Source organism: Kinneretia sp. DJ1R-11 (genome assembly GCF_025717595.1).
GTDB lineage: Bacteria > Pseudomonadota > Gammaproteobacteria > Burkholderiales > Burkholderiaceae_C > Paucibacter_A.
In genome coordinates, this window is sequence record NZ_JAJIRR010000003.1 from 238,438 (window position 1) to 264,026 (window position 25,589).

27 protein-coding genes and 1 pseudogene are annotated in these 25,589 nt (G+C 66.8%); 15 read left to right on the top strand and 13 right to left on the bottom strand.

Annotated features, from left to right (window positions below):
* The first annotated feature begins 68 nt into the window (after window positions 1–68).
* Together LNV23_RS07725 and LNV23_RS07730 are read left to right on the top strand one after the other, a co-directional pair.
* Complete coding sequence (locus LNV23_RS07725; protein ID WP_263562445.1) at window positions 69–827, top strand: tetratricopeptide repeat protein; 759 nt, start codon at window positions 69–71, stop codon at window positions 825–827.
* A 14-nt stretch (window positions 828–841) separates the two neighbouring features.
* Window positions 842–1,216: a nuclear transport factor 2 family protein gene (locus tag LNV23_RS07730; protein WP_263562446.1), complete on the top strand. Its 375-nt coding sequence runs from the start codon at window positions 842–844 to the stop codon at window positions 1,214–1,216.
* Window positions 1,217–1,257: 41 nt separating this feature from the next.
* On the opposite strand, the gene LNV23_RS07735 is transcribed toward LNV23_RS07730, so the two are convergent.
* Window positions 1,258–2,121 (bottom strand): HDOD domain-containing protein, encoded by an 864-nt coding sequence (locus LNV23_RS07735; protein WP_263562447.1) that lies wholly within the window; start codon window positions 2,119–2,121, stop codon window positions 1,258–1,260.
* A gap of 127 nt (window positions 2,122–2,248) precedes the next feature.
* On the opposite strand from LNV23_RS07735, the gene LNV23_RS07740 reads away from it, so the two are divergent.
* Both LNV23_RS07740 and LNV23_RS07745 read left to right on the top strand, forming a co-directional pair.
* Window positions 2,249–2,998, top strand: a complete 750-nt coding sequence (locus tag LNV23_RS07740) for a transglutaminase-like cysteine peptidase (protein ID WP_263562448.1) — start codon at window positions 2,249–2,251, stop codon at window positions 2,996–2,998.
* A gap of 53 nt (window positions 2,999–3,051) precedes the next feature.
* Window positions 3,052–5,004: a bifunctional diguanylate cyclase/phosphodiesterase gene (locus LNV23_RS07745; RefSeq protein WP_263562449.1), complete on the top strand. Its 1,953-nt coding sequence runs from the start codon at window positions 3,052–3,054 to the stop codon at window positions 5,002–5,004.
* 3 nt (window positions 5,005–5,007) lie between these two features.
* On the opposite strand, the gene LNV23_RS07750 is transcribed toward LNV23_RS07745, so the two are convergent.
* Window positions 5,008–5,571 carry an NUDIX hydrolase gene (locus LNV23_RS07750; RefSeq protein WP_263562450.1) on the bottom strand — a complete coding sequence of 188 codons (564 nt, stop codon included), beginning with the start codon at window positions 5,569–5,571 and terminating at the stop codon, window positions 5,008–5,010.
* A 41-nt stretch (window positions 5,572–5,612) separates the two neighbouring features.
* On the opposite strand from LNV23_RS07750, the gene maiA reads away from it, so the two are divergent.
* Window positions 5,613–6,245: a maleylacetoacetate isomerase gene (gene maiA, locus LNV23_RS07755; protein WP_263562451.1), complete on the top strand. Its 633-nt coding sequence runs from the start codon at window positions 5,613–5,615 to the stop codon at window positions 6,243–6,245.
* Window positions 6,235–7,029, top strand: coding sequence for a peptidoglycan editing factor PgeF (pgeF, locus tag LNV23_RS07760; RefSeq protein WP_411910553.1), 795 nt, complete (start codon window positions 6,235–6,237; stop codon window positions 7,027–7,029). The genes maiA and pgeF overlap by 11 nt, the downstream gene beginning before the upstream one ends.
* Here the strand turns inward: pgeF and LNV23_RS07765 are convergent.
* Entirely contained in the window at window positions 6,961–7,293 is a 333-nt protein-coding gene (locus tag LNV23_RS07765) for a hypothetical protein (protein WP_263562452.1), read from the bottom strand. The two genes, pgeF and LNV23_RS07765, sit on opposite strands and share 69 nt — an antisense overlap.
* Before the next feature lie 348 nt (window positions 7,294–7,641).
* Here LNV23_RS07765 and phaC point away from each other — a divergent pair, with 348 nt between their 5' ends.
* The 3 genes from phaC (at window position 7,642) to phbB (ending at window position 11,609) form a co-directional block, all read left to right on the top strand.
* A complete protein-coding gene (gene phaC, locus LNV23_RS07770) occupies window positions 7,642–9,348 on the top strand; it encodes a class I poly(R)-hydroxyalkanoic acid synthase (RefSeq protein WP_263562648.1) in 1,707 nt (568 codons plus the stop codon).
* 185 nt (window positions 9,349–9,533) lie between these two features.
* A complete protein-coding gene (locus LNV23_RS07775; protein ID WP_263562453.1) occupies window positions 9,534–10,712 on the top strand; it encodes an acetyl-CoA C-acetyltransferase in 1,179 nt (392 codons plus the stop codon).
* A 159-nt stretch (window positions 10,713–10,871) separates the two neighbouring features.
* Complete coding sequence (phbB, locus tag LNV23_RS07780; protein WP_263562454.1) at window positions 10,872–11,609, top strand: acetoacetyl-CoA reductase; 738 nt, start codon at window positions 10,872–10,874, stop codon at window positions 11,607–11,609.
* Window positions 11,610–12,151: 542 nt separating this feature from the next.
* Here the strand turns inward: phbB and LNV23_RS07785 are convergent.
* The 10 genes from LNV23_RS07785 to phnG form a co-directional block, all read right to left on the bottom strand.
* A complete protein-coding gene (locus LNV23_RS07785) occupies window positions 12,152–12,703 on the bottom strand; it encodes a GNAT family N-acetyltransferase (protein WP_263562455.1) in 552 nt (183 codons plus the stop codon).
* Between the two features lie 43 nt (window positions 12,704–12,746).
* On the bottom strand, window positions 12,747–13,205 hold the full coding sequence (locus LNV23_RS07790; protein ID WP_263562456.1) for a hypothetical protein: 459 nt from the start codon (window positions 13,203–13,205) through the stop codon (window positions 12,747–12,749).
* A gap of 90 nt (window positions 13,206–13,295) precedes the next feature.
* The gene (gene yiaA / locus LNV23_RS07795) at window positions 13,296–13,733 is read right to left on the bottom strand and encodes an inner membrane protein YiaA (RefSeq protein ID WP_263562457.1); all 438 of its coding nucleotides are present in this window, start codon (window positions 13,731–13,733) and stop codon (window positions 13,296–13,298) included.
* A gap of 295 nt (window positions 13,734–14,028) precedes the next feature.
* Window positions 14,029–15,195 carry an alpha-D-ribose 1-methylphosphonate 5-triphosphate diphosphatase gene (locus LNV23_RS07800; protein WP_263562458.1) on the bottom strand — a complete coding sequence of 389 codons (1,167 nt, stop codon included), beginning with the start codon at window positions 15,193–15,195 and terminating at the stop codon, window positions 14,029–14,031.
* 27 nt (window positions 15,196–15,222) lie between these two features.
* A complete protein-coding gene (gene phnL / locus LNV23_RS07805; protein WP_263562649.1) occupies window positions 15,223–15,963 on the bottom strand; it encodes a phosphonate C-P lyase system protein PhnL in 741 nt (246 codons plus the stop codon).
* 22 nt (window positions 15,964–15,985) lie between these two features.
* Window positions 15,986–16,759, bottom strand: a complete 774-nt coding sequence (phnK, locus tag LNV23_RS07810; RefSeq protein ID WP_263562459.1) for a phosphonate C-P lyase system protein PhnK — start codon at window positions 16,757–16,759, stop codon at window positions 15,986–15,988.
* Window positions 16,756–17,646: an alpha-D-ribose 1-methylphosphonate 5-phosphate C-P-lyase PhnJ gene (locus tag LNV23_RS07815; RefSeq protein ID WP_263562460.1), complete on the bottom strand. Its 891-nt coding sequence runs from the start codon at window positions 17,644–17,646 to the stop codon at window positions 16,756–16,758. The genes phnK and LNV23_RS07815 overlap by 4 nt, the downstream gene beginning before the upstream one ends.
* Window positions 17,643–18,743 carry a carbon-phosphorus lyase complex subunit gene (locus tag LNV23_RS07820; RefSeq protein ID WP_263562461.1) on the bottom strand — a complete coding sequence of 367 codons (1,101 nt, stop codon included), beginning with the start codon at window positions 18,741–18,743 and terminating at the stop codon, window positions 17,643–17,645. Before LNV23_RS07820 ends, LNV23_RS07815 begins: the two co-directional genes overlap by 4 nt.
* A gap of 1 nt (window position 18,744) precedes the next feature.
* The gene (phnH, locus tag LNV23_RS07825) at window positions 18,745–19,389 is read right to left on the bottom strand and encodes a phosphonate C-P lyase system protein PhnH (RefSeq protein ID WP_263562462.1); all 645 of its coding nucleotides are present in this window, start codon (window positions 19,387–19,389) and stop codon (window positions 18,745–18,747) included.
* 3 nt (window positions 19,390–19,392) lie between these two features.
* Complete coding sequence (gene phnG, locus LNV23_RS07830) at window positions 19,393–19,872, bottom strand: phosphonate C-P lyase system protein PhnG (protein ID WP_263562463.1); 480 nt, start codon at window positions 19,870–19,872, stop codon at window positions 19,393–19,395.
* Between the two features lie 158 nt (window positions 19,873–20,030).
* Between phnG and phnF the strand changes: the two genes are divergently transcribed.
* The 6 genes and pseudogenes from phnF to LNV23_RS07860 all read left to right on the top strand — a co-directional run.
* Window positions 20,031–20,804, top strand: a complete 774-nt coding sequence (gene phnF / locus LNV23_RS07835; protein ID WP_263562464.1) for a phosphonate metabolism transcriptional regulator PhnF — start codon at window positions 20,031–20,033, stop codon at window positions 20,802–20,804.
* Between the two features lie 101 nt (window positions 20,805–20,905).
* Entirely contained in the window at window positions 20,906–22,072 is a 1,167-nt protein-coding gene (locus LNV23_RS07840) for an alpha-D-ribose 1-methylphosphonate 5-triphosphate diphosphatase (RefSeq protein WP_263562465.1), read from the top strand.
* A complete protein-coding gene (locus LNV23_RS07845; protein WP_263562466.1) occupies window positions 22,069–22,830 on the top strand; it encodes a DUF1045 domain-containing protein in 762 nt (253 codons plus the stop codon). The genes LNV23_RS07840 and LNV23_RS07845 overlap by 4 nt, the downstream gene beginning before the upstream one ends.
* A 165-nt stretch (window positions 22,831–22,995) precedes the next feature.
* Window positions 22,996–23,691: a hypothetical protein gene (locus LNV23_RS07850; RefSeq protein ID WP_263562467.1), complete on the top strand. Its 696-nt coding sequence runs from the start codon at window positions 22,996–22,998 to the stop codon at window positions 23,689–23,691.
* A gap of 267 nt (window positions 23,692–23,958) precedes the next feature.
* Window positions 23,959–24,996, top strand: coding sequence for a sigma-54 interaction domain-containing protein (locus LNV23_RS07855; protein ID WP_263562468.1), 1,038 nt, complete (start codon window positions 23,959–23,961; stop codon window positions 24,994–24,996).
* 51 nt (window positions 24,997–25,047) lie between these two features.
* A pseudogene (locus LNV23_RS07860) lies at window positions 25,048–25,254 on the top strand (transposase); the annotation flags it as partial.
* Window positions 25,255–25,589 lie beyond the last annotated feature (335 nt).

A 25,589-nucleotide genomic window follows, 5' to 3' on the forward strand; every position in this document is an offset into this window, starting at 1 on the left:
TGGACCTCGCGCATGGCCGTGCACAATGCCGGCAATAAAAATTGGCGCCATGAAAGCGGGAGGACGCGATGCCGTTCATCGGTTTGGGTTTGCATATGTTCTTGGCCTTGCTGTGTGGTGTCCACGCCATTCGCAGCGGCCAGCCCCTGTACTGGCTGATCATTCTGTTCAGCTTTCCTCTGTTGGGCAGCTTGGTGTACTTCGTGGCGATCTACCTGCCGCAATCGCGTGTGCAGCGGACCGCTGGCAAGGTGATGACTTCGGCGGTTAGGGTTTTGGACCCGTCGCGTGAGGTGCGCGAGGCGCGCCAGGCTTTGGAAGACACCCCGACGGCGCAGAACCAAATGCGTCTGGCGGCGGCCCTGTTGGAACTGGGCGAGGCGGAGGAAGCCGCGCAGCGCTATCAGGCTTGCCTGCAAGGCCCGTTTGCCAGCGACCCGGACATTCGGCTCGGCGCCGCGCAGGCCTGGGTGGCCTGCCAGCGTTTCAGTGAGGCCTTGCCCCACCTGGAGGCTTTGCGGCGTGAGCGGCCCGAGTTTCGTTGTGAGCCCGTGTCACTGCTGATTGGGCGCTGTTTGGCGGGTAGCGGCCGCGCCGCCGAGGCCAGAGCAGAGCTGGAGGCAGCGGTGTCCCGATTTGATACCTACGAAAGCCGTGCTGAGCTGGCCATCTGGGCCTACGGAGCAGGGGAGCAGGTCTTGGCCTCGCGCTTGAGCGCCGAACTCGACAAGCTGGCGACGCGCAGCAATGCCCTGGCGCGCGAACATCGCGAGGCAGTCAATCGCCGTCTGCAGGCCGCTCGAAAATTGGCGCCAACGGCGCGCTGACTCAGGATCTGAATATGAGTGCACACCGCACGCCACTCGCCGTCGTCCAGGAACAGCTGGACGCCTACAACGCCCGTGATATCGAGCGCCTGCTGGCCACCTATGCCGAGGACGCCGAGCAATTCAATCTGCATGGGGAGCGGCTGGCCCAGGGACATGCGCAAATGCGCGAGCGCTTTGCGGTCCGCCTTGCCGAGCCTGATCTCCATGCGCAGCTGGTCTCGCGCACCCTGCTCGGTGCGGTGGTCGTGGACTTCGAACTGATCACCCGCAAGCTGCCCGAGGGTCTGGGTCAGGTGGAGATGCTGTGCATCTACGAGGTGCAGGACGGACGCATCCGTAAGGCTTCGTTCCGCACGGGCGCGACGCGTGTGCTGAAGCCGGTCTAGGCCACTTAGAGGCCGGGGCCGGCCGGGCAGCCCGACAGCGTTCAGGCCTGATCGAGGATAGGGCGCAAAAGATCTCCCCAATGCTCCAGATCATCGAGGCTGATCTGCAACCAGTCGAGGGCGGCCTGGTGGTGCTGGGCCCAGTCGGCGTCTTCGCTGAGGCCTTCGTGCTGGCGCATCAGTTGTTCCGCCACCAAGCCGGCCGCCACCAAGGTGTGGACCTCGGGCTCGATGCCGGCGTGGCCCAGGGACTCCAGGTCGTGATGCAGGCGGATGGCGGCCATCAGTTCGGGGGCCATATTCCAGGCGCGCGCCAGCAGGGCACCGGCCACGGCGTGGTCGCTGCGGTGGTTGGCGTTCTCGGTGGCGATGTAGCTGCGGTCGATGCGGGCGGCGGCTTCCACCATGGTGCTGCCATAGCCGCGCAGGCTTTGCAGCAGCACCGGCATGCCGATGTGGCAGAACAGGCCGTAGGTGTGGGCCAGGTCGGGTGAGAGCCCCGGCAGCTGGCGGGCGATGAAGGCGCAGGCCAGGGCGCGCTTGGTCGAGCGTTCCCAGAAGCGGGCCAGGTGCGGGCTGTTGACGGGAATGGCGTGGCGCAAGAGAAAGCCGGTCATCATGGCCGCGGTTTCATCGAGGCCGATGCGCGTCATGGCCTGGCCCACGGTCGTGCAGGGCATGCCGTCGGCAATATGCAGGGGGCTGTTGGCGATGCGCAGCAGGGTCGCCGACATGGCGACATCGCTGGCGGCGATGCGGGCGACTTCGTTGAGGTCGGGCTCGGCTGCATTCATCGCCTGTTGCAGACGGGCCAGCAATTCAGGGCAGGGGGGGATGACGATCTGTTTGAGCACACCGCTGGCGCGGGACTTGTCAATTTCTTGGCGGATTGAAGCAGTGCTCATGAACTGGGGTGCGATTTGGCGCCTGTGCTGGCGCCGGGAGGCAGGTGCAAGGGTTACAGTCTTTCGAATTATCGGCACAGGCCGGCTCACCTGAACCTCATTTCTCTCTCACGAGGCGCCCCGACGCATGCAATTTTGCGTATGCAGCCCCACTGTCGATTGGCCGCCTGCAGCACCAGCTGCTTCGCGCTTGGCGGCTGCGGCAGTCCACCGTGCGCGGGCCTGGGCCCGTCCGGCGGCTTTGCTGCTGTCCCTGGCCTTCTTGGGCCTGCCGGCCTTGGCGCCCGAGTCGGCCCAGGCCTTGGACCGTCAGCAGGTGCTGGAGGCAGCGGCGCGCTTCGGTCCGCGCACGGTCGGCGAAGCCCAGCAGCTGCTGCAGATGATCGAGCGGGCCGGGGCGGTCGAGGAGTTGGCGCGCCTGAGTCTGGTCAATAGCTTCGTCAACAAGCATTTGGCCTTCCGCGATGACATCGAGGTCTGGGGTGTGCCCGACTACTGGGCCAGCCCTCTGGAAAGCTTGGACAAGGGCCGCGGAGACTGCGAGGACTATGCCATCGCCAAGTACTTCAGCCTGCTCAACAGCGGCACGCCGGTGGCCAAGCTGCGCATGGTCTATGTCCGTGCCCAGCTGGGCGGCCGCACCCTGGCCCATATGGTGTTGGCGTACTACGCCGAGCCCGGCGCTGAGCCGCTGATCCTCGACAACCTCCTGCCTGAGGTGAAGCCGGCCTCGCAGCGTACGGATTTGCAGCCGGTCTTCAGCTTCAATGGCGAGGGCCTGTGGCAAGGTGTCGGCGCCACCTCGGCCGGCGACCCGCTGGCACGGCTCTCACAATGGCGCGATCTGCTCAGCAAAGCCCGGGCGGAAGGGTTCTGAATCACCATGACCATGAATACGAACGAACATACCCAGTTGCGGAGGTGCTTCCCATGTCCTTGATGCGTCAAGTCTGGCTGTTGGTGCTGGGCGTGGTTCTCGCCTCCTTGCTGGGCAGCGTCGCGGTCAGCACGGTTTCGACCCGGCAGCTGCTGCAAACCCAGCTGCAGATCAAGAACAGCGACAACGCGGCGGCCCTGGCCCTGGCCCTGTCCCAGCAAGGCGGTGATGCCGAGCTGATGCAGCTGCTGATTTCGGCCCAGTTCGACACCGGCTATTACCAGCGCGTTGCCTGGCGCAAGCCCAATGGTCAACTGGCCTTCGAACGCGTCGCCCCGGCCCGCGCCAGTGCCGCCCCGGCCTGGTTTGTTTCGCTCACGCCGATCGCTGTACAGCCTGGCGTGGCCCAGCTGTCCAGCGGCTGGAATGCCATCGGCTCGGTTGAGGTGCTCAGCCACAGTGCCTATGCGCACGACGAACTCTGGCGCAGCGTCACCCGCATGGCGGCCCTGCTGCTGGGCCTGGGCCTGCTGGCCAGCGTCGGCGCCTATCTGGCCTTGCATCGCATCCGCCGCCCGCTCGACAACGCGGTGGCCCAGGCGCGCGCCGTGATGGAGGGCAATTTCTCCCTGCTGGAGCTGCCCCATGTGCCCGAACTTCAGCGCCTGACCGAGGCCATGAATGCCATGGTGACGCGTGTCAAGGCCATGTTCGAAGCCCAGGGCGAACAGCTGCAGGCCTTGCGCTTGCAAGCCCATTGCGACCCCTTGACCGGCATGAGCACGCGCAAGCATTTCCTGGCCGAGCTGGAGTCGGCCTTGACGCGCGACGAGGGCCCGGCGCGGGGCGGCCTGGTGCTGCTGCGCTTGCGCGAGCTGGCTCTGCTCAATCAGCGTCTGGGCCGGCCGGCGGTCGACCAGGCCTTGCTGACCCTGTCGCGCGCGGTCAAGGCTTACCCGGATCGGGTGCGCGGTTGCCTGGGCGGCCGTCTCAACGGCTCGGACTTCGCGCTCTGGTTGCCCGCCCCCGATGTGGCCGCCGAGACGGCCCAGGCCTTGGCCGATGCCTTGCGTGTCAGCCTGCCCGGTCTGGGCGCGGGCATTCAGGTTTCGCTGGGCGCTGTGGATCTGCCGCGTGAACTCAGCCTGGGCCAATGGTTCGGCGAGGCCGATGCGGCCTTGGCGCGCTCCGAGACCCAGTCCGGCTATGTGGTGGACTTTTTCCGCGGCCCCAATGCAGGTGCGGCCGGCACGGCCGGCGCCGAGGGCGGCAGCAGCGCCCAGGGCGAGCGCGTGTGGCGTGCGCAAATTCTCGAGGCCCTGAAGGAGCGCCGCGCCCGCCTGAGCCAGTTCCCTCTGCTCGACCGCGAGGGTCAGGTTGTGCATTTGGAATGCCCATTGCAGCTGCAGCTGGAGGCCGACGGCCCCTTCGAGCCGGCCACGCGCTGGCTGCCCCTGGCGGTGCGCAGCCGCTTGACGGCCGAGGTGGACCTGCTGGCCGTCAGCCTGGCGCTGGAGGCGATCGCCCGCGACGGCAAGCTGCGCTGCGTCAACATCGCCCCGGCCAGCCTGCTCGACGGCGGCTTTGTCGCGCGCTTGCGCGAGCAGGTCTTCCAGGCGCCGCAAGCCGCCCGCAAGCTGGGCCTGGAGTTGGCCGAGACGGCCGCGGTGCAGCATTTCGATCTCTTGCTGGAGATGGGTCGGCAGCTGCGACCGCTGGGCGTCAAGCTGGGCTTGGAGCATGCCGGCGCGGGTCTGGCTCAGGTCGACCGGCTCTACCAGGCAGGCTTGGATTACGTGAAGCTCGACGCCTCGGTCGTCAGCGGCGCCTCGGGTGACGCGGCGCGCGCCGCCTTTGTGCGCGGCATGCTGGTCATGCTGCGCAGCCTGGCACTCAAGGTCTACGCCGAAGGTTTGCGCGATGCCATGGATGTGCAGGCGCTCTGGGATTGCGAACTCGACGGCGTGACGGGCCCCTGGGCGACCGCGCAGGGCGGCAGTGACTGAGCTTCAGTAGCTGATATCGCCGCAGTGGAGCGGGAAACCGTTGCCGGCGCGATGGTCGGCGAAGAAGTGGCGCAAGGTGTCGCGCACGGTCTGGAAGGCGATTTCGTCCCAGGGTAGCTCATGCTCGGCGAACAAGCGCGCTTCCAAGGTTTCCGGGCCGGGGTTGAAGTGGGTGGACAGCAGGCGGGCGCGGTAGAACAGATGGATCTGCCCGGCCTTGACCACATTCATCAGACCGTAGAGCGGGCCGATCTCGATCTGCGCCCCGGCTTCTTCGTCGGTCTCGCGGACCGCACCTTGCAGCGTGGTCTCGCCCAGCTCCAGAAAACCAGCCGGCAGGGTCCACTTGCCATGGCGCGGCTCGATGGCGCGGCGGCACAGCAGCACTTGCGGAACGCCGTCCTGCTCCCAGACGGGCAAGGTGCCCACCACATTGATGGGGTTCTCGTAATGGACGCTGGCGCAGGCGGGGCAGGTCGCGCGCTCGCGGTTGTCGTCGGCAGGCACCTGGTAGCGCACCTCGGCGCCACAGCTGGGGCAGAACTTGAAACGTCGGGAGAGCCACATGGAAATCAGTTTATCTGTTTGCCCATGGCATCATCGGCGCCATGGAACTCTTCAACTACTTCCGCTCCTCGGCTTCTTACCGCGTGCGCATCGCGCTGGCGTTGAAAGGCTTGGATTACGACTACCGCGCCGTGCACCTGGCCAAGAACGAGCAGTTCGACCCGGCCTATGCCAGCGCTTCCATGTCCAAGCTGGTACCGCTGCTGCGCGATGGCGACGCGCTGGTCAGCCAGTCCATGGCCATCATCGAATACCTCGATGAAACCCATCCGCAGCCGCCCCTGCTGCCGGCCGACGCCCTGGGCCGCGCCCAGGTGCGTGCCCTGGCGCAGGACATCGCCTGCGAAATCCACCCGCTGAACAATCTGCGCGTGCTGCGCTATCTGGGCAAGGACCTGGGCCTGGACGAAGACACCAAGAACCGCTGGTACCGCCACTGGGTCGAAAGTGGCCTGGAGGTGGTGGAGCAGCGGCTCAAGGCCCATGCCGGCCAGTTCTGCCATGGCGACGCGCCGGGCCTGGCCGACTGCGTGCTGGTGCCGCAGATTTTCAATGCCAAGCGTTTCGAATGCCGGCTCGACCATGTGCCCGAGGTGATGCGTGTGTTCGGCAACTGCATGGCCCTGGACGCCTTCGCCAAGACCCAGCCCTCGGCCTGCCCGGATGCCGAGTGAATTGAATCCCGCAGCGCTGCACCGCGACTGGCTGCAGCCCGACTGGCAGCTGCCCGCCGCGTGGCCGCGCATTCGCGCCTTCATGACGACGCGCGCCGGTGGCTGCAGCGAAGGTCTGTTCGCCAGCATGAATGTGGGCGCCGCGGTCGGCGACGAGCCCGCCCGGGTGCAGGCCAACCGGAGCCAGGTGGCTGAGGCTTTGGGTGCGCCGCTGGTGTTCTTGAAGCAGGTGCATGGCGCCGAGGTGCAGCGCCTGAGCTCCGATTTGCTGGCGGCCAGCGCGCCGCCGGTCGCCGACGCCAGCGTGGCGGCCACGCCCGGTCTTGGCTGCGCCATCCAGGTGGCGGACTGCCTGCCGGTGCTGTTTGCCGCGCCCGGCGCGGTCGCGGGCGCCCATGCCGGCTGGCGCGGCCTGGCCGGTGGCGTGCTCGAGAACACGGTGGCGGCGCTTTGCGCGGCCGCCGGCTGTGCGCCGGGCGAGCTGCGCGCCTGGCTGGGCCCTTGCATCGGTCCGCAGCAGTTCGAGGTGGGTGCCGAGGTCCTGGCGGCTTTCGGCCGCAGCGCGGCGCAGCCAGGCCCGGAATTCGTCTACCGAGCCAACGCGGCGGGCGAAGCGCGCTGGCTGGCCGATCTGCCGGCGCTGGCACGGCTGCGCTTGCGTGCCGCCGGCCTCAGCCACTTCAGCGGCGGCCACTGGTGCACGCTCAGCGAACCCTCAAGGTTCTTTTCCTACCGGCACGATGCCCGGACCGGCCGCATGGTGGCGGTCATCGGCCTGGTGTGATGCCGGTGCGCGCGCCAGCGGGTCCAGCGGCATGGCCTCGGTTGGCTCTTGCGGGAAATCGAGCTGAGCCTGCAGTTGCTCCTGCTTTTTTCTCGCCGCCTTGCGGCTGGGCGAGCCCAGCACGTACAGCACAATCGAGATCGGCAAGAGACCGTAGAGAACAAAGGTGATGATGGCGCCCAGCACGCTGCCTTGGCTGCTGGTGGCTTCGGCCAAGGCCATCATCAAGGCAACATAGCCCCAGGCGATTGCGATCAGATACATGAAATGTCATGGCAAGGTAAGCGGGCGAGGGTACAACATTGCGTGCGCTTTCTCACGCGGCCTGATTTCGTGTCTTTGCACGCCAGGGTCTTGGCCAAGGCGTGATCTCAATGTGGAGCCGCTGGTCAGCGGCAGAGGATATTCATGAGCACGAAGAAACCGGCCACTCCGGCCAGCCCCGCACGGAAAGCTGCGGTCAAGAAGGTCCAGGCCAGTGCTGCGCCGGCCGTCAAGAAGAGGCCGGCTCCGCGCCGCCGGCCGGCCCTGACCCCAGCGCCGTCTTCTGCGCCAGCTGCTGCTCCCGCACCCGCGGCCCCGGCGGCCGCTTTGCCCGAACTCGGCGCCGGCATGGCCGGTCTGGGCGAGATGTGGTCCAGCCTGGCCGGCTTGCAGATCCCGGCCCAGGCCCTGAGCGAGCTGCAGAGCAACTATCTCAAGCAGGCCAGCGAACTCTGGAATTCAGCCTTGCCCGGTCTGGGCGCTGGACTGGGTGGCGTGTTTGGTGCCAGCCAAGGGGAAGCTGCCAAGGAGGCCGCGCCCAAGCCTAAACCTAAACCGCTCGGCGACCGCCGCTTCGCTGCCGAGGCCTGGAGCGCCAACCCGGCCTCCAGCTTCGTCGCCCAGCTCTATTTGCTCAATGCCCGCACCTTGCAGCAGATGGCCGACAAGCTCGAAGGCGAGGCCAAGACGCGCGAACGCATTCGCTTCGCCGTGCAGCAGTTTGTCGATGCCGCCTCGCCCAGCAACTACCTGGCCCTGAACCCCGAGGCGCAGAAGCTGGCGCTGGACACCCAGGGCGAGAGCATCGCCAAGGGCATGCAGCAGCTCTGGGCCGACATCCAGCGCGGCCACCTCTCGCAGACCGACGAGAGCGCCTTCGAGGTCGGCCGCAATGTCGCCACCAGCGAAGGTGCGGTGGTGTTCGAGAACAACTTCTTCCAGCTGATCGAATACAAGCCGCTGACCGCCACCGTGCACGCCCGGCCTTTCCTGCTGGTGCCTCCCTGCATCAACAAGTACTACATCCTTGACCTGCAGCCCGAGAACTCGCTGATCCGCTACGCGGTCGAGCAGGGCCACCGGGTCTTTGTGCTGAGCTGGCGCAACCCTGATGCCTCTTGCGCCGCCTGGACCTGGGATGAGGTGATCGAGGGTGCGCCGATCAAGGCCATCGAGGTGGTGCAAGACATCAGCGGCGCCGAGCAGATCGACACCCTGGGCTTCTGTGTCGGCGGCACCATCCTGGCCACGGCCTTGGCCGTGCTGGCGGCGCGCGGCCAGCAGCCGGCGTCCAGCCTGACCCTGCTGACCACCTTGATCGATTTCTCCAGCAACGGCGTGCTCGATATCTTCATCGACGAGGCCATGGTCAAGATGCGCGAGATGAGCCTGGGCGACAAGAGCATGGGCAACCCCAAGGGCCCGGCCCTGCTCAAGGGCCAGGAGCTGGCGGCCACCTTCAGCTTCCTGCGCCCCAACGACCTGGTCTGGAACTATGTGGTGGGCAACTACCTCAAAGGCGAGGCGCCTCCGGCTTTCGACCTGCTGTACTGGAACGGCGACTCGACCAATATGGCCGGCCCCATGTACTGCTGGTATCTGCGCCACACCTATTTGCAGAATGAGCTGAAGATTCCGGGTCGCCTGACCGTCTGCGGTGAGAAGCTGGACCTGGGCCTGATCGAGGCGCCGGTCTACATCTACGGCTCGCGCGAAGACCATATCGTGCCCTGGGACGCCGCCTATCGCAGCACTCAGGTGTTCAAAGGCCCCAAGCGCTTCGTGCTGGGCGCCTCGGGCCATATCGCCGGCGTCATCAACCCGCCGGCCAAGGGCAAACGCAGCCACTGGTTGGGCAAGACCGCGGCCCTGCCGGCCACCTCGGAGCAGTGGTTCGAGGGGGCAGTCGAGCACCCGGGCAGCTGGTGGACCGACTGGGCCGCCTGGTTGGCCGGCCATGCCGGCCCCAAAGTGGCCGCGCCCAAGGGGCCGGGCAGCCGGCAATACCCGGTGATCGAGCCGGCGCCCGGGCGTTACGTCAAACAGAAAGCCTGAATTCAAACAGGACCGTGTGCCTCTGGCGCCGGTCCTGTTTTTTTTGCCCCCGATGCGGAGTGAGCGATTGCCTGCATTTGGAAACCTTGCTGAAACCTAGTTGAAACCCTGATCTGCTAACCTGTTATCTGTGGGTGCCGAAACACGGCGCCTGTTGAGATGCAGCCTCACCCTGGAGACGAGAAATGACCGATATCGTGATCGTGGCGGCGGCCCGTACCGCCATTGGCAAATTTGGCGGCAGCCTGGCCAAGACCGCAGCGCCCGAGCTGGGCGCCGTGGTGATCAAGGACCTCTTGCGCCGCAGCGGCCTGGACGGCAATCAGATCGGCGAAGTGATCCTGGGCCAGGTCTTGACCGCCGGCTCGGGTCAGAACCCGGCTCGCCAGACCGTCATCAAGGCTGGCCTGCCGAACACCGTGCCGGCCATGACCATCAACAAGGTCTGCGGCTCCGGCCTGAAGGCCGTGATGCTGGCGGCCCAGGCCATCCGTGATGGCGACAGCGAGATCGTCATCGCTGGCGGTCAGGAGAATATGAGCTTGTCCCCGCATGTGCTGCCGGGCTCGCGCGACGGCCAGCGCATGGGCGACTGGAAGATGGTGGACACCATGATCGTCGACGGCCTCTGGGACGTCTACAACCAGTACCACATGGGCATCACCGCCGAGAACGTGGCCAAGCAGTACGGCATCAACCGCGAAGCGCAGGATGCCTTGGCCCTGGCCTCGCAGCAAAAGGCGGCCGCCGCTCAAGATGCCGGCCGCTTCAAGGATGAAATCGCCGCCGTCACCATTCCGCAGAAGAAGGGCGACGCCATCGTCTTCGACGCCGACGAGTTCATCAATCGCAAGAGCAATGCCGAGGCCCTGGCGGGCCTGCGCCCGGCTTTCGACAAGGCCGGCAGCGTGACGGCCGGCAATGCCTCGGGCCTGAACGACGGCGCCGCTGGCCTGATGCTGATGAGCGCGGCCAAGGCCGCCTCGCTGGGCCTGACCCCGCTGGCCCGCATCGCGTCTTACGCCAGCGCTGGCCTCGACCCCTCCATCATGGGCATGGGCCCGGTGCCCGCCGCCCGCAAGGCCCTGGAGCGCGCCGGCTGGAAGGCGCAAGACCTGGATCTGCTGGAGATCAACGAGGCCTTCGCCGCGCAAGCTTGCGCCGTGCACCAGGAAATGGGCTGGGACTTGAGCCGCGTCAACGTCAACGGCGGCGCCATTGCCCTGGGCCACCCGATCGGCGCTTCGGGCGCGCGCATCCTGGTCACCTTGCTGCACGAGATGCAGCGCCGCGACGCCAAGAAGGGCATCGCCTCGCTGTGCATCGGCGGCGGCATGGGCGTGGCGCTGACGGTCGAGCGTTGATTTCAGATTAGGGCCAAACCCGCTTGACCCCTGACGAGGCTTGCGGGAACCTTTGAGCGCGTCTTTGGCAACACACAACAGCAGAGCCTCGGCCGTCGCGTAGGACGCGGCGACGGCGCGAGGTCATCGTTTCAAAGCCATGGAGGCAAGGAGTTTTTTATGAGCCAGAAGATTGCGTATGTGACCGGCGGTATGGGCGGCATCGGTACCGCCATGTGCCAGCGTCTGCACAAGGAAGGTTTCAAGGTCATCGCCGGCTGCGGCCCCAGCCGTGATTTCACCAAGTGGATCAATGAGCAAGCGGCCCTGGGCTACACCTTCCATGTCTCGGTCGGCAATGTCGCCGACTGGGATTCGACAGTCGAAGCCTTCGCCAAGGTCAAGGCCGAGCATGGCCCCATCGACGTGCTGGTCAACAACGCCGGCATCACCCGCGACGGCATGTTCCGCAAGATGAGCCGTGCCGATTGGGACGCGGTGATTGACACCAACCTGAACTCCATGTTCAACGTCACCAAGCAGGTGATCGAGGACATGCTGGACAAGGGCTGGGGCCGCATCATCAACATCTCGTCCGTGAACGGCGAGAAGGGCCAGTTCGGTCAGACCAACTACTCGGCCGCCAAGGCCGGCATGCACGGTTTCACCATGGCTCTGGCCCAGGAAGTGGCGAGCAAGGGCGTGACCGTGAACACGGTCAGCCCTGGCTATATCGGCACCGACATGGTCAAGGCCATCCGCCCCGATGTGCTGGAAAAGATCGTCGCCACCATCCCCATCAAGCGCCTCGGCACGCCTGAGGAAATCGCCGCCATCGTCGCTTGGCTGGCGGGCGAAGATTCCGGTTTCACCACCGGCGCTGACTTCTCCTGCAACGGGGGACTGCACATGGGGTGAGTCGCGAGCGAGGACAGTCCTGAGGACTGTCCGACCCGCGACGAACGACAGCCCACGTCTTGCGTGGGCTGGCTGGGGAGAGGCAAGGACCGAGCGCAGTCCCTGCGGACTGCGCTCGGTCCTTGCGAACGCCGGGCCACGTCTCGCGCGGGCCGGCCGGGCAAAGGCGCGAGCGAGGACAGCCCTGAGGACTGTCCGACCCGTGACGAACGACAGCCCACGTCTTGCGTGGGCTGGCTGGGGAGAGAAAGGGACATGCTGCAGCCTCGCCCTGATCACGACAGCCCATGTCTTGCGTGGGCTGGCTGGGGAGAGAAAGGGACATGCTGCAGCCTCGCCCTGATCACGACAGCCCATGTCTTGCGTGGGCTGGCTGGGGACAGGCAAGGACCGAGCGTAGTCCCTGCGGACTGCGCGATGCCTTGCGAACGCCGGGCCGCGTCTCGCGCGGGCCGGCCGGGCAATCACTGGGGTCTGCGCCTCGTGCAGATTCAGCCCAAACAGCGCCCGGCCTCGAAAGCCGGGCGCTTTTTTGTTTGTCGCTAGGCCTCGCGCCTCAGCGCCCGCAGCAGTTCGCCCGGCGACGGCCACACATAGCGCCACTCCGCCGCCTCGCTGCCATCCTGCAGCGTGATCACCATCCGCTCGGCAGGCCGTGCGCCCAAGTGCTCGTAGACCGCTCGGGCTGCCGTATTGGCCTCAAACACCCAGAGGTACAAGCCCAGCTCGGCCCACTCGCCTGCGCAGCGCTCGCTCAAGGCAAGCAGCAATTGCCGTCCTATGCCCCGACCCTTGTGATCGAGCCGCACATGGAGGTTGTCCAGCAGGCTGCCCCATTGCGCATCGAAGGCCGGAAAGGCAAAGGTGAAGCCCAGCGCCTCGCCCGAAGGATCGCGAGCGATGAAGCCAAAGCTGCCCAGTGAAGGCTCGCTGATCAGGCGGCGGGTCCACAAGGCCTGGCGCGTCTGAACCACTGCGTCGCTGTCGAGAAAGGCGTCGCTGTAGATGCCGCGATAGGCGCTGCGCCAGCTCCCGCCGTGCAGGGCGGCGATGTCGGCCAAATCGTCGTGGCAGATGGCGTGAATATGGATCATGGGTGGGTTGTGCTCGAGTCGACATGGCCGGACCCCGGCCGGCTCACTGAGGCTCCAGCGCGATCTTTTCCTGTGCCGTACCCAGACTGATCCGGCGGATGTTGAACTTGGCGTGCGACCTGGGCAGACCGCCCGCTTCTTGCTTCAGCTCCAGGCGGCCATGGGCCATTGCATGCAGCTCGACATGGGTCAGCTGCGGCCCGAGGGCGAAGACCAGGGCTTGATGATCCGCTGGCACGGCCGGGTAGCGGATGATGCGGCCGCAGACACTGCGGCCGGCGGCGATGAAATCGCAGATGGCTTCGCGTGTGCTGCCGGGCTCGAAGTGATAGACCCGGTTCCAGCCAAAGCTGGTGAGCTTGGCTAAATCGACTTCATGGGCTGTCGGGTCGCGGGTGATGTCGCCGATGCGCTGGCTGATCTGGCCGGTGCCGGCGCCGAGCTCGCTGCAGGCGGCGAGGAGGACGCTAAAGGAAGTGACCAGGCAGGCGCGGGCTAGCAAGTTCCAGCCTTTGCGCCCCCGCCGAGAAGCAGAGTCAAGCGGCATCGCAAGACAGCAGCCAGTCCGGCCGAGCCTTCAGCGCTTCACCCATCAGTTTTCGCTCAGCGAGTCGTGGGCCTCGGGCGCTGGGCCGAACAAGGCAACATCGCGCACATTTTTCTGCACGGCCACGGCGGCAAACAAGCTCAGCAGAAAGGACATGGCGTAGAAGCCTTTCTCGCTGGCGTTCAGTGCGGCATTCCACAGGCCCACGCCCAGCAGCAGCAAAGCGATGCCCAGCGAGACCCAGCACAGGCCGAAGTAGAGCCCCGTCACCTTGATGCCTTCCAGCCGATCACGCACCGACTTCTGCAGGGACACGGCCGAGAACAGGCCGTACATGAGCAAGGTGAAGTAATAGCCTTTCTCGTTCAGCTGCATGTCGGCGTTCCAGAGGCCGGCCAGGTAGGCGCCGGCACCGGCCAGCATCGCGGCCCAGGAGGCCCCGACAAAAGCGCCGGTCGGTTTTTGCATCTGTGGTGCTGGCATCTCGAGGTCTCCCTGTTTCTCTGTCGGTCGGTCTTGGCGGCTTCAGGCCCACGCACACGCGCAGAGGCCTGACCCTCAAGCTGTGCGGAGCAGCCGGGACTGTAGCAAGCCAGATGCCGCGCTACCAGCCAGGCTTCAGTTCAAAGGCTTGGGCCGCTGTGACGTTTGACCGAAGGCATGCAGTACTCAAGGGCGCCACCCATTGGCGTGTTGTGCCCAGCCGTGGCCGCAAGGCGCTCAAGGGACGACTCCCCCTGGCGAGGGTGATCCAGGCGATGCGCGGCCGACCGGCCGCTTAAACGTGCCGGTAGTCCACCGCAAACACGGGCTTGCCGGCGCACCAGACGCGCTCCACCGCCGCCTGGCCGCCTGGCCGAGCCACGCTGATCAGGTCGGCGCGGAGGCCGACGGCGATCTCGCCGCGGTCATTCAAGCCGGCGGCGCGGGCCGGGCCTTGGCTGACCAGGCGGGTGGCTTGGGGCAGGCCCAGGCCTTCGCGATGGACCAGGGCGTCGACGGCGGCCAGCATGGTGGCGGGCGCGTAGTCGGCGCAGAGGCAGTCGGCCACGCCGGCGTGGATGGCGTCGAGGGCGCGCATATTGCCGCTCTGGCTGCCGCCGCGCATGACATTGGGCGCGCCCAGGATGGTGGCCAGGCCGGCGGCATGGGCGGCGCGGGCGGTTTCCAGATTGATGGGGAACTCGCTCATGCGGGCGCCCAGGCTCTTCATGGTCAACACGCGCTGCGGGTCGTCGTCATCATGGCTGGCGGTGGGCACGCCGCGCTGCTTGGCGCGCTCCATCACGGCCAGCACGCGCTCGTCGGCGCTTTGGCGGGCCTGCATTTTTTCTTCGGCCATTTGCAGGGCGGCTTGCTCGCTGCTGCCGTGGTTGCCCATCATGTAGGCGACATAACTGTCCAGATGCTTGAACTGGCCCTGGCCGGGGGTGTGGTCCATGATGGAGAGCAGATCGACGCCGCCTTCGTCCAACAGCCCCAGCACATGGGGCAGGGCGCTGAGGTCGGTGATCTCGTAGCGCACATGGACGCGGTTGTCGATCAGCTCATGGGCTTTCAGGCGGCGCAGGGCGCGCACCAGCTCGGTGGCCGTCTCGTTGTTGCGCACGCCCCATTCGGCATGAGCAAATGACAGCGCATGGTAGGGCGTGGTGATGCCGGCCGCGGCATTGCGGCGGTCGATATTGATGCAGGCGAAGTCCAGGGGGAAGAGCACGCGGGCGCGCGGCTCCACTTCTTTTTCCACCGCGTCGCAGTGCAGGTCCACCATGCCGGGCAGCAGCCATTGGCCGTTCAAGCTCTGCTCGGGCGCGCCGCCGCCGGACTCGGGGTTGATGGCGGCAATGCGGCCGTCGGCGCCGATCAGCAACGAGGCGTCGTGCAGCTCCTGCTCGGCCAGGACGATGTGGGCATGGGTGAGGTAGAGCGGGGTGGTGGTGTTCATCGTGTGCACTTCTTTCGCGGGCAATGTTCAGGCGGCAATCGCCATCTCGGCGTGGCTTGTGGCTGAGCTCAGGGCTTGCAGGGGAAGGCGCTGCGTGGCCACGGCCTCGCGCACCTCGGCGTCATGAAAAATGCCGACCACGGCCTGGCCGGCGGCGCAGGCTTCGCGGATCAGGGTGATGACGACTGCGCGGTTGGCCGCGTCGAGCGAGGCGGTCGGTTCGTCCAGCAGCAAGAGGGGCTTGGGGGCGATGAAGCCGCGCGCGATATTGACGCGCTGCTGCTCGCCACCCGAGAAGGTGGCCGGTGGCAGGCCCCAGAGCCGCTCGGGCAGGTTCAGCCGCGCCAGCAACTCGGCCGCGCGCTGCATGGCCTCCTCGTGCCCGGCGCCCAGGGCTTGCAAGGGCTCGGCCACCAGGCTCAAGCTGCTGACGCGCGGAATCACGCGCAGGAACTGGCTGACATAGCCGACCGTGTCGCGGCGCAGAGCCGTGAGCCGCTGCGGGCTGATGCGGCAGAGGTCCAAGATCTCATCGCTGCCCGCGGCGCGCAGCAAGATCTCACCGCTGCTGGCCAGGTAGTTGCCGTAGAGGCAGCGCAGCAGGCTGCTTTTTCCCGCGCCCGAGGGGCCGTCCAGCACCAGGCAATCGCCGGCGAGGACCTCGAAGGACACTGCGTTCAGAACCGGCAGCTCCAGGCCGCCTTGCTGGTGCAGGGTGAAGGTCTTGCTCAGGCCTCGGACTTCGAGGACGGGATGATTCTTGTGGATGGCCATGTCGTGATCCTTCATTTCATGCGGCCAGAACCGAAGACACCAGCAGCTGGGTGTAGGGGTGCTGCGGGTCGTCCAGCACCTGGTCGGTCAGTCCGGTCTCAACGATACGGCCGTGGCGCATGACGATCAGGCGCTGGGCCAGCAAGCGGGCCACGGCCAGGTCGTGGGTCACCAGAATCACGGCCAGGTCCAGCTCGGCGGCCAGGCCGCGCAGCAGGTCCAGAAAGCGCGCCTGCACCGAGACATCGAGGCCGGCCGTGGGTTCATCCATGAAGACCAGGCGTGGGCGGCTGACCAGGTTGCGGGCGATCTGCAGGCGCTGCTGCATGCCGCCGGAAAAACTGTTTGGGGCGTCGTCCAGGCGCTCGGCCGGGATTTCCACGCGCGCCAGCCAGTCAGCCGCCGCGCCGCGGATGTCGCCGTAATGCCGTGCGCCCACGGCCATCAGCCGCTCGCCGATATTGGCGCCGGCCGAGACCTGCATGCGCAGGCCATCGCGCGGGTTCTGGCGCACAAAGCCCCAGTCGGTACGCCAGAGCTCGCGCAGCTGGGCTTGGGTCAGCGTGCCCAGATCGGTGAGGCCGCGGTCCTTCAGGTCGTACTGGATCTGGCCTTCATCGGGCTGCAGCTGGAAGGCCAGGGTGTTGAGCAGGGTCGATTTGCCCGAGCCCGACTCACCCGCGATGCACAGCACCTCGCCGGGGTAGAGGTCGAGGTCAATGCCTTCGCAGCCGATGCGGGCGCCGTAGCGCTTGGCCAGGCCGCGGACTTGCAGCAAGGGGCGGCTCATGCCTGCGCTCCTGCAAAGCCAGCAGCGTTGGTGGGGCTGTTCTGCGTGCCGCGGTGGCCCTCGGCTTGGCGCGTGTTGCAGTACTCGGTGTCGGAGCAGACGAACATGCGCTGGCCCTGGTCGTCGAGGATGATCTCGTCCAGATAGGACTCGGTGGCGCCGCACAGGGCGCAAGGTTCGCTCCAGCGCTCGATGGCAAACGGGTGGTCCTCGAAATCGAGCGAGCGCACATCGGTGTAGGGCGGCACGGCGTAGACCCGCTTCTCCCGGCCGGCGCCGAAGAGCTGCAGGGCCGGGCTCTGGTGCAGCTTGGGGTTGTCGAACTTGGGGATGGGCGAGGGCCGCATCAGGTAGTGGCCGTTGACGATCACGGGGTAGTCATAGGTGGTGGCGATGCGGCCGTGGCGCACGATGTCCTCGAACAGCTTGACATGCATGACGCCGTATTCGCTCAGCGCGTGCATGGTGCGGGTTTCGGTCTCGCGCGGCTCCAGCCAGCGCAGCGGCTCGGGGATGGGCACCTGGAAGACCAGGATCTGCCCGTCCTGCAGCGGCGTCTCGGGGATGCGGTGGCGGGTCTGGATCAGCGTGGCCTCGCGCGTCGCCTCGGTGGTGCGCACGCCCGTCACCTTCTGGAAGAAGCTGCGGATGTTGACCGCATTGGTGGTGTCGTCGGCGCCTTGGTCGATGACCTTGAGGCAATCGCTCTGGCCGATCACCGCGGCCGTGACTTGGATGCCGCCTGTGCCCCAGCCATAGGGCAGGGGCATCTCGCGGCCGCCGAAGGGCACCTGGTAGCCGGGCAGGGCCACGGCCTTGAGCAGGGCGCGGCGGATCATGCGTTTCGTATGCTCGTCCAGATAAGCGAAGTTGTAGCCACTGCTCATTTCGCTTGCTCCTTGTCCCATTCGCCGCGCAAGCGCCGCAGCAGCTCGAGATTGGTTTGAAAGTCCACGTAGTGCGGCAGCTTCAGGTGCTGCAAAAAGCCCGAGGCCTCGACGTTGTCGCTGTGCGAGAGCACGAACTCCACGTTGTTGGCGGGCAGCTCGCTGTCTTCGCCAAACTCCTCGGCGCGCAGCGAGCGATCGACCAGGGCCATGGCCAGGGCTTTGCGCTCGGCGTGGCCGAAAGCCAGGCCGTAGCCGCGGGTGAACTGCGGTGCAGTGTCGGCGCTGCCGTGGAACTCGTTGATCAGCTGGCACTCGGTCAGCTCGACCTCGCCGATCTCGACCGCGAAGCCCAGCTCCTCGATATGCATTTCGACGGGTACGGCGCCGTAGCGCAGCTCGGCCGCAAACGGGTGGGTGGTGGCGTAGCCGCGCTGGGTGCTGTAGGCCAGGGCGAGCAGAAAGCCCTCGTCGCCGCGTGCCAGGTTCTGCATGCGGGTGGCGCGGTCGGCCGGGAAGAGCAGGGGCTCGCGGGTCAGGTCGGGCGGCGGCGGGGCGCCGGGTGCTTCCGGCTCGGCCGCTTCCAGCAGGCCCTCGCGGCTGAGCAGATCGGTCACGCGCGGCGCGTGCAGGGGCTCAGCGCGGGCGGCGGCGCTTTGGGACGCTTGCGTTTCCATGTGGCTTGAGGACTCGCGCATCAGGCCAAAGTCCAGCAGGCGCTGGGTGTAGTCGAAGCTGGGGCCCAGAAGCTGGCCGCCGGGCAGGTCCTTGAAGGCCGAAGAGATGCGGCGCTCCAGGCGCATGCGGCCGGTGTCCAGAGGCTCGCTGTCGCTCAGGCGCGGCAGGGTGGTGCGGTAGGCGCGCAGCAGAAAGATCGCTTCGATCAGGTCGCCACGCGCTTGCTTGATGGCCAGGGCAGCCAAGTCCTCGTCGTAGAGCGCGCCTTCACACATCACGCGGTCCACGGCCAGGCGCAGCTGCTGCTTGATCTGCTCGATGCTGAGCTCGGGCTGGGCGCTGTCGCCCCGGCGCGCCTGGGCCAGCAGCTCGCGCGAGGCCTCGATGGCGCGCTCGCCTCCTTTGACGGCAACGTACATCTCAGAGCTCCCAATCGATGAGGGTGGTGCGCGGCAGGGCCAGCAATTGGCGTTCCGCGCACAGCACCAGGTCCACGCCGAGCGGGAAGCGCCGGCGGTTTTCTTGCACAAAAGCCTGGCTGCTCGCGGACCAACCGGCCACCTCGATGCGTGTCTCGCCCTGGATGCCGGGGCCGCGCAGGCGCAGCGTTCCCTCGCCCACTTGCAAGGCGTCTACTTCGATGAAGAGCGTGGCCGAACGGTCGGGGTAGGCGGCATCACCCAGGCGCAGGGCGTCCAGAGTCGGCAGCGCGTCCAGGTTCTGCAGCATCAGGAACTGAGCCTTGCCCATCTCCGAGACCAGGGGGCAGCCGGCATGGAAGCGCAGGTGCTCCCCCGCGGCGCCGCTGCGCAGCTCGGGCGGCAGCCACAGCGGCGTGTCGCGGTCGGCCAGGGCCAGCAGCAGGGCGGTCATGGCTGGTTGCAGGCCGGCGGGTGCGCTCAATTCAAAAGGCAGGCTTTGCAAGCTGCCGGGCCGGGACATCCCGTCCAGCAGGCAGCGAAAGGCCTGCTGCGCGTCATGCACCGGGTCGGCAAAGCCGGGCAGCAGCTGCTCGAGGTGCAGGCCGGCGGCTGGGGCGCTCGCGTTCATCGCATTCATGTTCATGCCTCAGTCCTCGCCGCGCACCAGGGTGTAGAAATCCACCTTGCTGCGCGCCACTTCGGCGGCGCGGCGGGCGTGGCGGTCTTGTTCGGCCTCGGCCAGGGGGTGCAAGAGCCGGGCTTGCAGCTGCTGCGCCCAGTCGGGCGTTTGCAGCAAGGCATCGGCCAGAGCGACCAGCTCGGCGTGGCGCGGGTCGCTGCCGCGCACGGTGCCCACGCCGACGCTGGCCGGCAGGCCAGTTGCCTGCAGACGCAGGGTGCAGCGGGTGACGGTGGCCTCACCCAGATTGAAGACCTGGCCGCCACCGCCGAGGCGGCCGCGCAGCATCAGCATGCCGGTCTCGGGCCGGCGCAACCATTCAAAGTGGGGCAGGGGCTGCAGCTCGGCCAGCTGCTGCTCCAGATCCTGAGGCCGGGCGCGGGCCAGCAGGCCCAGGGCGTGGCGGCGTGCGTCCTGCGCTGCCGCGAGAGGGATGTGTGATGACACGTCGGATCCCGTCAAAGCATCTAATCGTCTAGACGACTTGCGGCGGCAACATGCCGGCAAGTCCTGGCGATGCGTCGCATTCTTCAGGGCCGACATGAATCTTTCGTGAATCGTCTCTAAGCTGTTCGGCAATGTGATCCAGGGAATAGAGACTCAGCATGCAACAGGAGCTTGGCCAGGTGGTGGAGCGCGGCACCGGTGTGGCGGTGTGGCGCCAGATCGAGGCTGCGCTGCTGCGCGACATCCGCGAGCGGCATTACGCCGCCGGTGAGCGCATCCCGAACGAGACCGAGTTGGCCGAGCGCTTTGGCTGCAACCGCCACACGGTGCGCCGCGCCCTCGGTGTGCTGGAGCGAGAAGGTCTGCTGCGGGTCGAGCAGGGCCGTGGCACTTTTGTGCAGGAGCATGCGATTGCCTACACCGTGGGCAAGCGCACCCGCTTTTCGCAGAACTTGTCCGGCCAGGGCCGCAGCGGCCATATCGAGCTTTTGCGGGTCAACGAGCTGCCGGCCACGCCGGAGCTGGCGCAGGCGCTGGAGCTGCCACCGGGCACGCCGTTGCTGCAGCTGCTGACCCTGGGCCATGCCAGTGCCGGCAGCGGCGCTCAGGATGCGGTCGCCGCACGCGCGATCAATCTGGCCCGCCACAGCTTCGAGGCCAAACGCTTTGTCGGCCTGGATGCGCTGCTGCGCGAGAGCGGCTCCATCACCCAGGCCTTGCAGCATTACGGCGTGCAGGACTACACCCGCGGCCAGACCCGGGTGATGTCGGCCCTGCCCGATGCAGAGGCCGCGCGCTTGCTGGCCCAGCCGCGCTCGCGGCCGGTGCTGCTGGTCGACTCGGTCAACCGCTGCAGCGAGCAGGGGCGTGTCTTCCAGCACACCCTGGCCCAGTTCAGCGGCGACTGGGTGCAGCTGGTCTTCGAGCCCTGAGAGGTGTGGGCTGGCTGCTTCGCGTCATGCCCTTGTCAAAGCCAGGCGCTAGGCTGGGCGCTGTGAATCGGTTCTGACAATGTGAAGGAAGTGAACCCGCCATGCTGAGCCCTCAACGCGTTGCCGCCTTGTCCACCATCCGTGGGGGCCAGGTCTTGCGCCCCGGCCAGCAATGGCAGGAGAACGAGCTGGTGCTTGGCATCCGGAATGGTCGCTTGGTTGATGGCGCCTTGCCCGGCCCGGCCCTCGATGCCAGCGGCTGCCTGGTGCTGCCCGGCATCGTCGATTTCCACGGCGACGCCTTCGAGCGCCAGATCATGCCGCGCCCAGGCGTGCATTTTCCGCTCGACCTGGCCATGCTGGAAACCGACCGGCAGCTGGCCAGCAATGGCATCACCACCGCCTTGCATGGCCTGACCTACTCCTGGGAGGGCGGCCTGCGCGGCGGCGACACGGCGCGTGAGCTGCTGGCTGCGCTCGATTCCTTGGAAGGCCGCCTGCAGGTGGATCACCGCCTGCATCTGCGCTTCGAGTGCCACAACGTCGAAGGCGAAGACCAGGCCATGGAATGGTTGCGCAGCGGCCGCATTGGCCTGCTGGCCTTCAACGAGCATCTGCCCATGATGCGCAAGAAGCTGGACAAGAAGTTGCAAGACTATGCCGACCGCGCCGGCACCGACGGCGCCGGCTTCATCGCCCTGCTTGAAAAGGCGGCCGCGCGCGGCGCCGAAGTGCCGGCCCTGATCGAGCGCCTGGCGGCCGAGTGCCGCCGCCTGGGCATCCCCATGGCCTCGCATGACGACGACAGCCTGGCCACGCGTGCTCGCTTCCGCGACCTGGGCTGCAGCATTTCCGAGTTCCCCTTGAGCACCGAGGTGGCGGCCATGGCCAGCGCCGAACGCTCGCCTGTCGTGTGCGGCGCGCCCAATGTGCTGCGCGGCGGCAGCCATGTCGGCGCCCCGCGCGCGGCCGACCTGGCCGGCGCCGGCCTGTGCAAGATCCTGGCCTCTGACTACTACTACCCGGCGCCCCTGCATGCGGCCTTCAAGCTGGCGTGCGATGGGGTCTTGCCCTTCGCAGCAGCCTGGGACCTGGTGTCTGCCAACCCGGCTCAGGCCCTGGGCCTGCAGGACCGCGGCCAGCTCAGCGAAGGCCGCCGCGCCGATGTGCTGGTGGTGGACGCGCAGGAGCCGAGCCGGCCCCGTCTGGTGGCCACGCTCTGCGCAGGCCGCATCGTCTATCTGGCCGAAGGTGAGCGTCTGCTGTGAATGCCTTGATCTCTCCACCTCCTGCGGTGCTGCTGCCCGCCAAAGTTCACCGTTACGCCGTCTATTACGCGCCAGCCGCCGGCAGCCCGCATGCCGAGCTCGGCGCCCGCTGGTTGGGGCGTGACGCCTGGCAGCCCGGCCGCCTGCTGGCGCCTGTGACGCTGGGCGGCCTGGGGGACGAGACGCGCGCAGCGCTGTGCCGCAGTGCCCGGCGCTACGGCTTGCACGCCACGCTCAAACCACCGTTTGAGATGGCCGAGGGCTGCAGCTTCGAGGAGCTCGATGCCGCTTTGTATGCCCTGGCCGGCCGCCACGCGCCTTTCGTGCTGCCGGTGCAGGCGGCTCGCTTGCACAACTTCCTGGCTTGGCGGCCCGTTGCCAGCGCCGGCACGGACCCGGACAAGCGGCTGATGGACTTGGCCAGCGACTGTGTGCAGTCGCTTGACCCTTTCCGCCGCTCGCCCAGCGTGGCCGAACTCCAGCGCCGCCGCAGTGCCGGCCTGAGCAGCGAGCAAGAGGCCTTGTTGCAGCGCTGGGGCTATCCTTTTGTGATGGAAGCCTTTCGTTTCCACCTGACCCTCAGCGATGCGCTCGCGGCCGAGCAGCTGGCCGCCGTCGAAGCGGCCTTGCAGCAGGCCTGTGCGCCATTGCAGGGGCAGCCCCTGCACATCGATGCCTTGAGCCTGTTTGTGGAGGCCGAGCCTGGTGCGGACATGGTCGGGGTTGCGCGCTACGCGCTGGCGGCTGAGCGGTCCTGAGGGTAGGCCGTGTGCTCAGAAGCCTGCCGGTCTCTTGTACCCTAGCCGGACTGCCGTGAATTCAGCTCAAGCGTGCGATTGAGCCCAGCGATGGATGAATCGGTGGCCATCTTCGCTCAAGCCTGACCCGCGCGGGCCGATGACGGGGCAGGGAGGCGACCTGCCATGCGCTGCTGGATCATCTGCTTGACCTTGACCCTCTTGGGCGGGCCACTGGCTTGGCCGGCCCTGGCTGCGGACCTGAGTGCGACCGAAAACCAATGGCTGCGGTCCGCCGCGCCCGTCCTCGCCTACGCCCGAGGCCTGGGCCTGCCCATGGACATCATCGTCCAGCCCCAGGCCGCGGCTGGCCTGGCCCCGCTGGCCATGGCCTTTGTGGCCGGGCGCTGCAAGCTCGTGCTGTCCATGCGCGGCAACCCAGAAGCACAAGCCACCCTGGACCGCATCCCCGCGCCGCTGCGGGATGCCGCTGTGGAACTGATGGTGGCCCATGAGCTGGGCCATTGCCGCCGCTACCTGGACGGCGCCTGGGCCAGCGTACCGGCCGGTTTTGTACCCAGGCTGCCGCCCGGCCTTAGCGACGAGTACCGCGAGGCCTACGGCGCCATGGTCGCGGCCCGGCGCGAGGAAGGCTACGGCGATCTGGTCGGTCTGGCCTGGACGCAGATGCGCCACCCCGGGCAGTACCGCTTTCTCTACGACTGGTTGGCCGCTTTGCGGGCGCAAGACCTGATCCCGGGCAGCCACCACGACACCTTGGCTTGGGTGCGACTGGCCCAGGACGGAGCGGCTTTGTCCTCAGCGGGACTGTTTGCTGGGCCGGCTGCGCTCTGGGCCCGCGGCCTGCAGGGCGCGAACTGAGGGATTGGCCGCCTGAAGCTTGGCCGTGCCGGCCACCGTCATTCCGTACCTCGTTCTCTCCATGCTCGGCCGCAATGGGCAGTCGGCGCCAGATGCGCCAGCTTCGTCTTGTTTGGCGCCCATGGCTTGCCTGCCAGGCCGCATCCCCAGGGCTAGGGATGTCTCGTTGTGCCGGCCTCTTGACCTAGGGATTGGGCTGTTGCCGCCCGCGCCACTACGCTGCGCTTCCTGGGTCGTGCTGCGCACACCCGCCATTGATTGCGTGCCATGAATCCAAGTCCAGAGCGGCCCGAGGGAGGGCAACCGGTGGTGCAAGCGGCCAGCATAGATGTCCGTCTGCACCATTTCGTCGGCAGCAATGCTGCCTTCTTGAACCAAGTGGCCCGGCTGACCACCTTCGCCGCCTGCGATGCGGGCGTGCTGCTGCTCGGTGAAACCGGCACCGGCAAGGAAGTCTTCGCCCAGGCCCTGCACTACTTGTCGCAGCGTTCAGCGCGCCCCTGGGTGGCTGTCAACTGTGGCGCCTTGCACAGCGAGCTGATCGAGAGCGAGCTGTTCGGCCATGTGCGCGGCGCTTTCACCACCGCCCATGCCAACCGCAACGGTCTGGTGCGCGAGGCGGAAGGCGGCAGCCTGTTTCTGGATGATGTCGACTGCCTGCCGCTGACGGCCCAAGTCAAGCTCTTGCGCTTTTTGCAGGAGCGCGAGTACCGGCCGGTCGGCGCCAATCAGCTGCAGCGGGCCGATGTGCGAGTGATCGCCGCCAGCAGCCGGCCTCTGGCGCAGCTGGTGGCGCGCAACGAGTTCCGCCAAGATTTGCTGTTTCGCCTCAATGTGCTGACGCTGGAGCTACCGCCGCTGCGCGAGCGCCTGGACGATGTGGCGGCTCTGGCCGAGCACTTCATCGCCCGTTTCAACCAGCGCCATGGGCGCGCCATCACGGGCCTTGCGCCGGCGGCCCTGCAACGCTTGTTGGCCCACCCCTGGGCCGGCAATGTGCGCGAGCTGCAACATGCGGTCGAGCGTGCCGTTCTCTTGGCCTGCGGGCCACTGCTGCAGGACAGCGATTTCGACCTTCCCGGCAGCGTGGCCGCGCCGGCTGCATCGCCAGCCGGTGAATCGTTCCGCGCCGCCAAGGCCCGGGTGGTGCGCGGCTTCGAGCGCAGCTACATCGAACAACTGCTGGCCCATTGCGCCGGCAACGTCACCCACGCCGCCCAGCAGGCCGGCAAGAACCGCCGCGCCTTCTTCGAGCTGATGCGCAAGCACCGCATCGCGGCGGCCAGCTTCCGCTCGGAGGGCTGAGCGCGATCGCGCCGGGGCGGCGTTAGCAAATAAGCAGAGAAGTCGAAGCCTGAGCCGCAGATCCCATGGCAACGAGGTAGCAGTGAGAACACGAATGGATTGCTTCGGCAGTACATGCCAAAGGGCATCGACATCTCAGCGTACTCCCAGCATCAACTCAACGCGATTGCCAGACAATTGAATGAGAGGCCTCGCAAGACACTAGGCTTTAGGACACCCGCTGAGATGTTCAGCGAATCTGTTGCATTGACCGGTTGAATCCGCCGCCCATACCGGGCATTCGAAGTGTTCCCTTCGGGCCAGTTTGATCAGTGCATTTCTTGGCAACTGTCGGCCGAGTTGCCGGGCGAGCTAGGGCACCGGCCCGAGTGTTCGGCGCGGGCGACATAGAGAACTTATGCGCCATGAATAGCCGACCACATCAAGATTCGACGTTAGAGAGCACGCACAGATGATTCCGGTGACGCGTAGAAACCTTAACTAGGAAGAACTGGCCTCGCCAAGGGGGAATTTGGATGGGCCAACCGTTCCAGGGGCGTCATACTTGCTTCGGGTCGATTGAATTTCTATCCGTGAAGTCCATCCGAGATGTC

Coding starts and splice junctions, on each gene's coding strand:
- LNV23_RS07785 (WP_263562455.1), bottom strand. CDS start 12,703: ATGATCCATATTCACGCCATCTGCCACGACGATTTGGCCGACATCGCC.
- yiaA (WP_263562457.1), bottom strand. CDS start 13,733: ATGCCAGCACCACAGATGCAAAAACCGACCGGCGCTTTTGTCGGGGCC.
- LNV23_RS07850 (WP_263562467.1), top strand. CDS start 22,996: ATGCGCTGCTGGATCATCTGCTTGACCTTGACCCTCTTGGGCGGGCCA.
- LNV23_RS07740 (WP_263562448.1), top strand. CDS start 2,249: ATGCAATTTTGCGTATGCAGCCCCACTGTCGATTGGCCGCCTGCAGCA.
- maiA (WP_263562451.1), top strand. CDS start 5,613: ATGGAACTCTTCAACTACTTCCGCTCCTCGGCTTCTTACCGCGTGCGC.
- phnF (WP_263562464.1), top strand. CDS start 20,031: ATGCAACAGGAGCTTGGCCAGGTGGTGGAGCGCGGCACCGGTGTGGCG.
- phaC (WP_263562648.1), top strand. CDS start 7,642: ATGGCCGGTCTGGGCGAGATGTGGTCCAGCCTGGCCGGCTTGCAGATC.
- LNV23_RS07800 (WP_263562458.1), bottom strand. CDS start 15,195: ATGAACACCACCACCCCGCTCTACCTCACCCATGCCCACATCGTCCTG.
- LNV23_RS07725 (WP_263562445.1), top strand. CDS start 69: ATGCCGTTCATCGGTTTGGGTTTGCATATGTTCTTGGCCTTGCTGTGT.
- LNV23_RS07745 (WP_263562449.1), top strand. CDS start 3,052: ATGTCCTTGATGCGTCAAGTCTGGCTGTTGGTGCTGGGCGTGGTTCTC.
- LNV23_RS07840 (WP_263562465.1), top strand. CDS start 20,906: ATGCTGAGCCCTCAACGCGTTGCCGCCTTGTCCACCATCCGTGGGGGC.
- LNV23_RS07855 (WP_263562468.1), top strand. CDS start 23,959: ATGAATCCAAGTCCAGAGCGGCCCGAGGGAGGGCAACCGGTGGTGCAA.
- LNV23_RS07765 (WP_263562452.1), bottom strand. CDS start 7,293: ATGTATCTGATCGCAATCGCCTGGGGCTATGTTGCCTTGATGATGGCC.
- phbB (WP_263562454.1), top strand. CDS start 10,872: ATGAGCCAGAAGATTGCGTATGTGACCGGCGGTATGGGCGGCATCGGT.
- phnK (WP_263562459.1), bottom strand. CDS start 16,759: ATGAGCCGCCCCTTGCTGCAAGTCCGCGGCCTGGCCAAGCGCTACGGC.
- LNV23_RS07735 (WP_263562447.1), bottom strand. CDS start 2,121: ATGAGCACTGCTTCAATCCGCCAAGAAATTGACAAGTCCCGCGCCAGC.
- LNV23_RS07750 (WP_263562450.1), bottom strand. CDS start 5,571: ATGTGGCTCTCCCGACGTTTCAAGTTCTGCCCCAGCTGTGGCGCCGAG.
- phnH (WP_263562462.1), bottom strand. CDS start 19,389: ATGAACATGAATGCGATGAACGCGAGCGCCCCAGCCGCCGGCCTGCAC.
- LNV23_RS07820 (WP_263562461.1), bottom strand. CDS start 18,743: ATGTACGTTGCCGTCAAAGGAGGCGAGCGCGCCATCGAGGCCTCGCGC.
- LNV23_RS07815 (WP_263562460.1), bottom strand. CDS start 17,646: ATGAGCAGTGGCTACAACTTCGCTTATCTGGACGAGCATACGAAACGC.
- pgeF (WP_411910553.1), top strand. CDS start 6,235: ATGCCGAGTGAATTGAATCCCGCAGCGCTGCACCGCGACTGGCTGCAG.
- LNV23_RS07730 (WP_263562446.1), top strand. CDS start 842: ATGAGTGCACACCGCACGCCACTCGCCGTCGTCCAGGAACAGCTGGAC.
- LNV23_RS07775 (WP_263562453.1), top strand. CDS start 9,534: ATGACCGATATCGTGATCGTGGCGGCGGCCCGTACCGCCATTGGCAAA.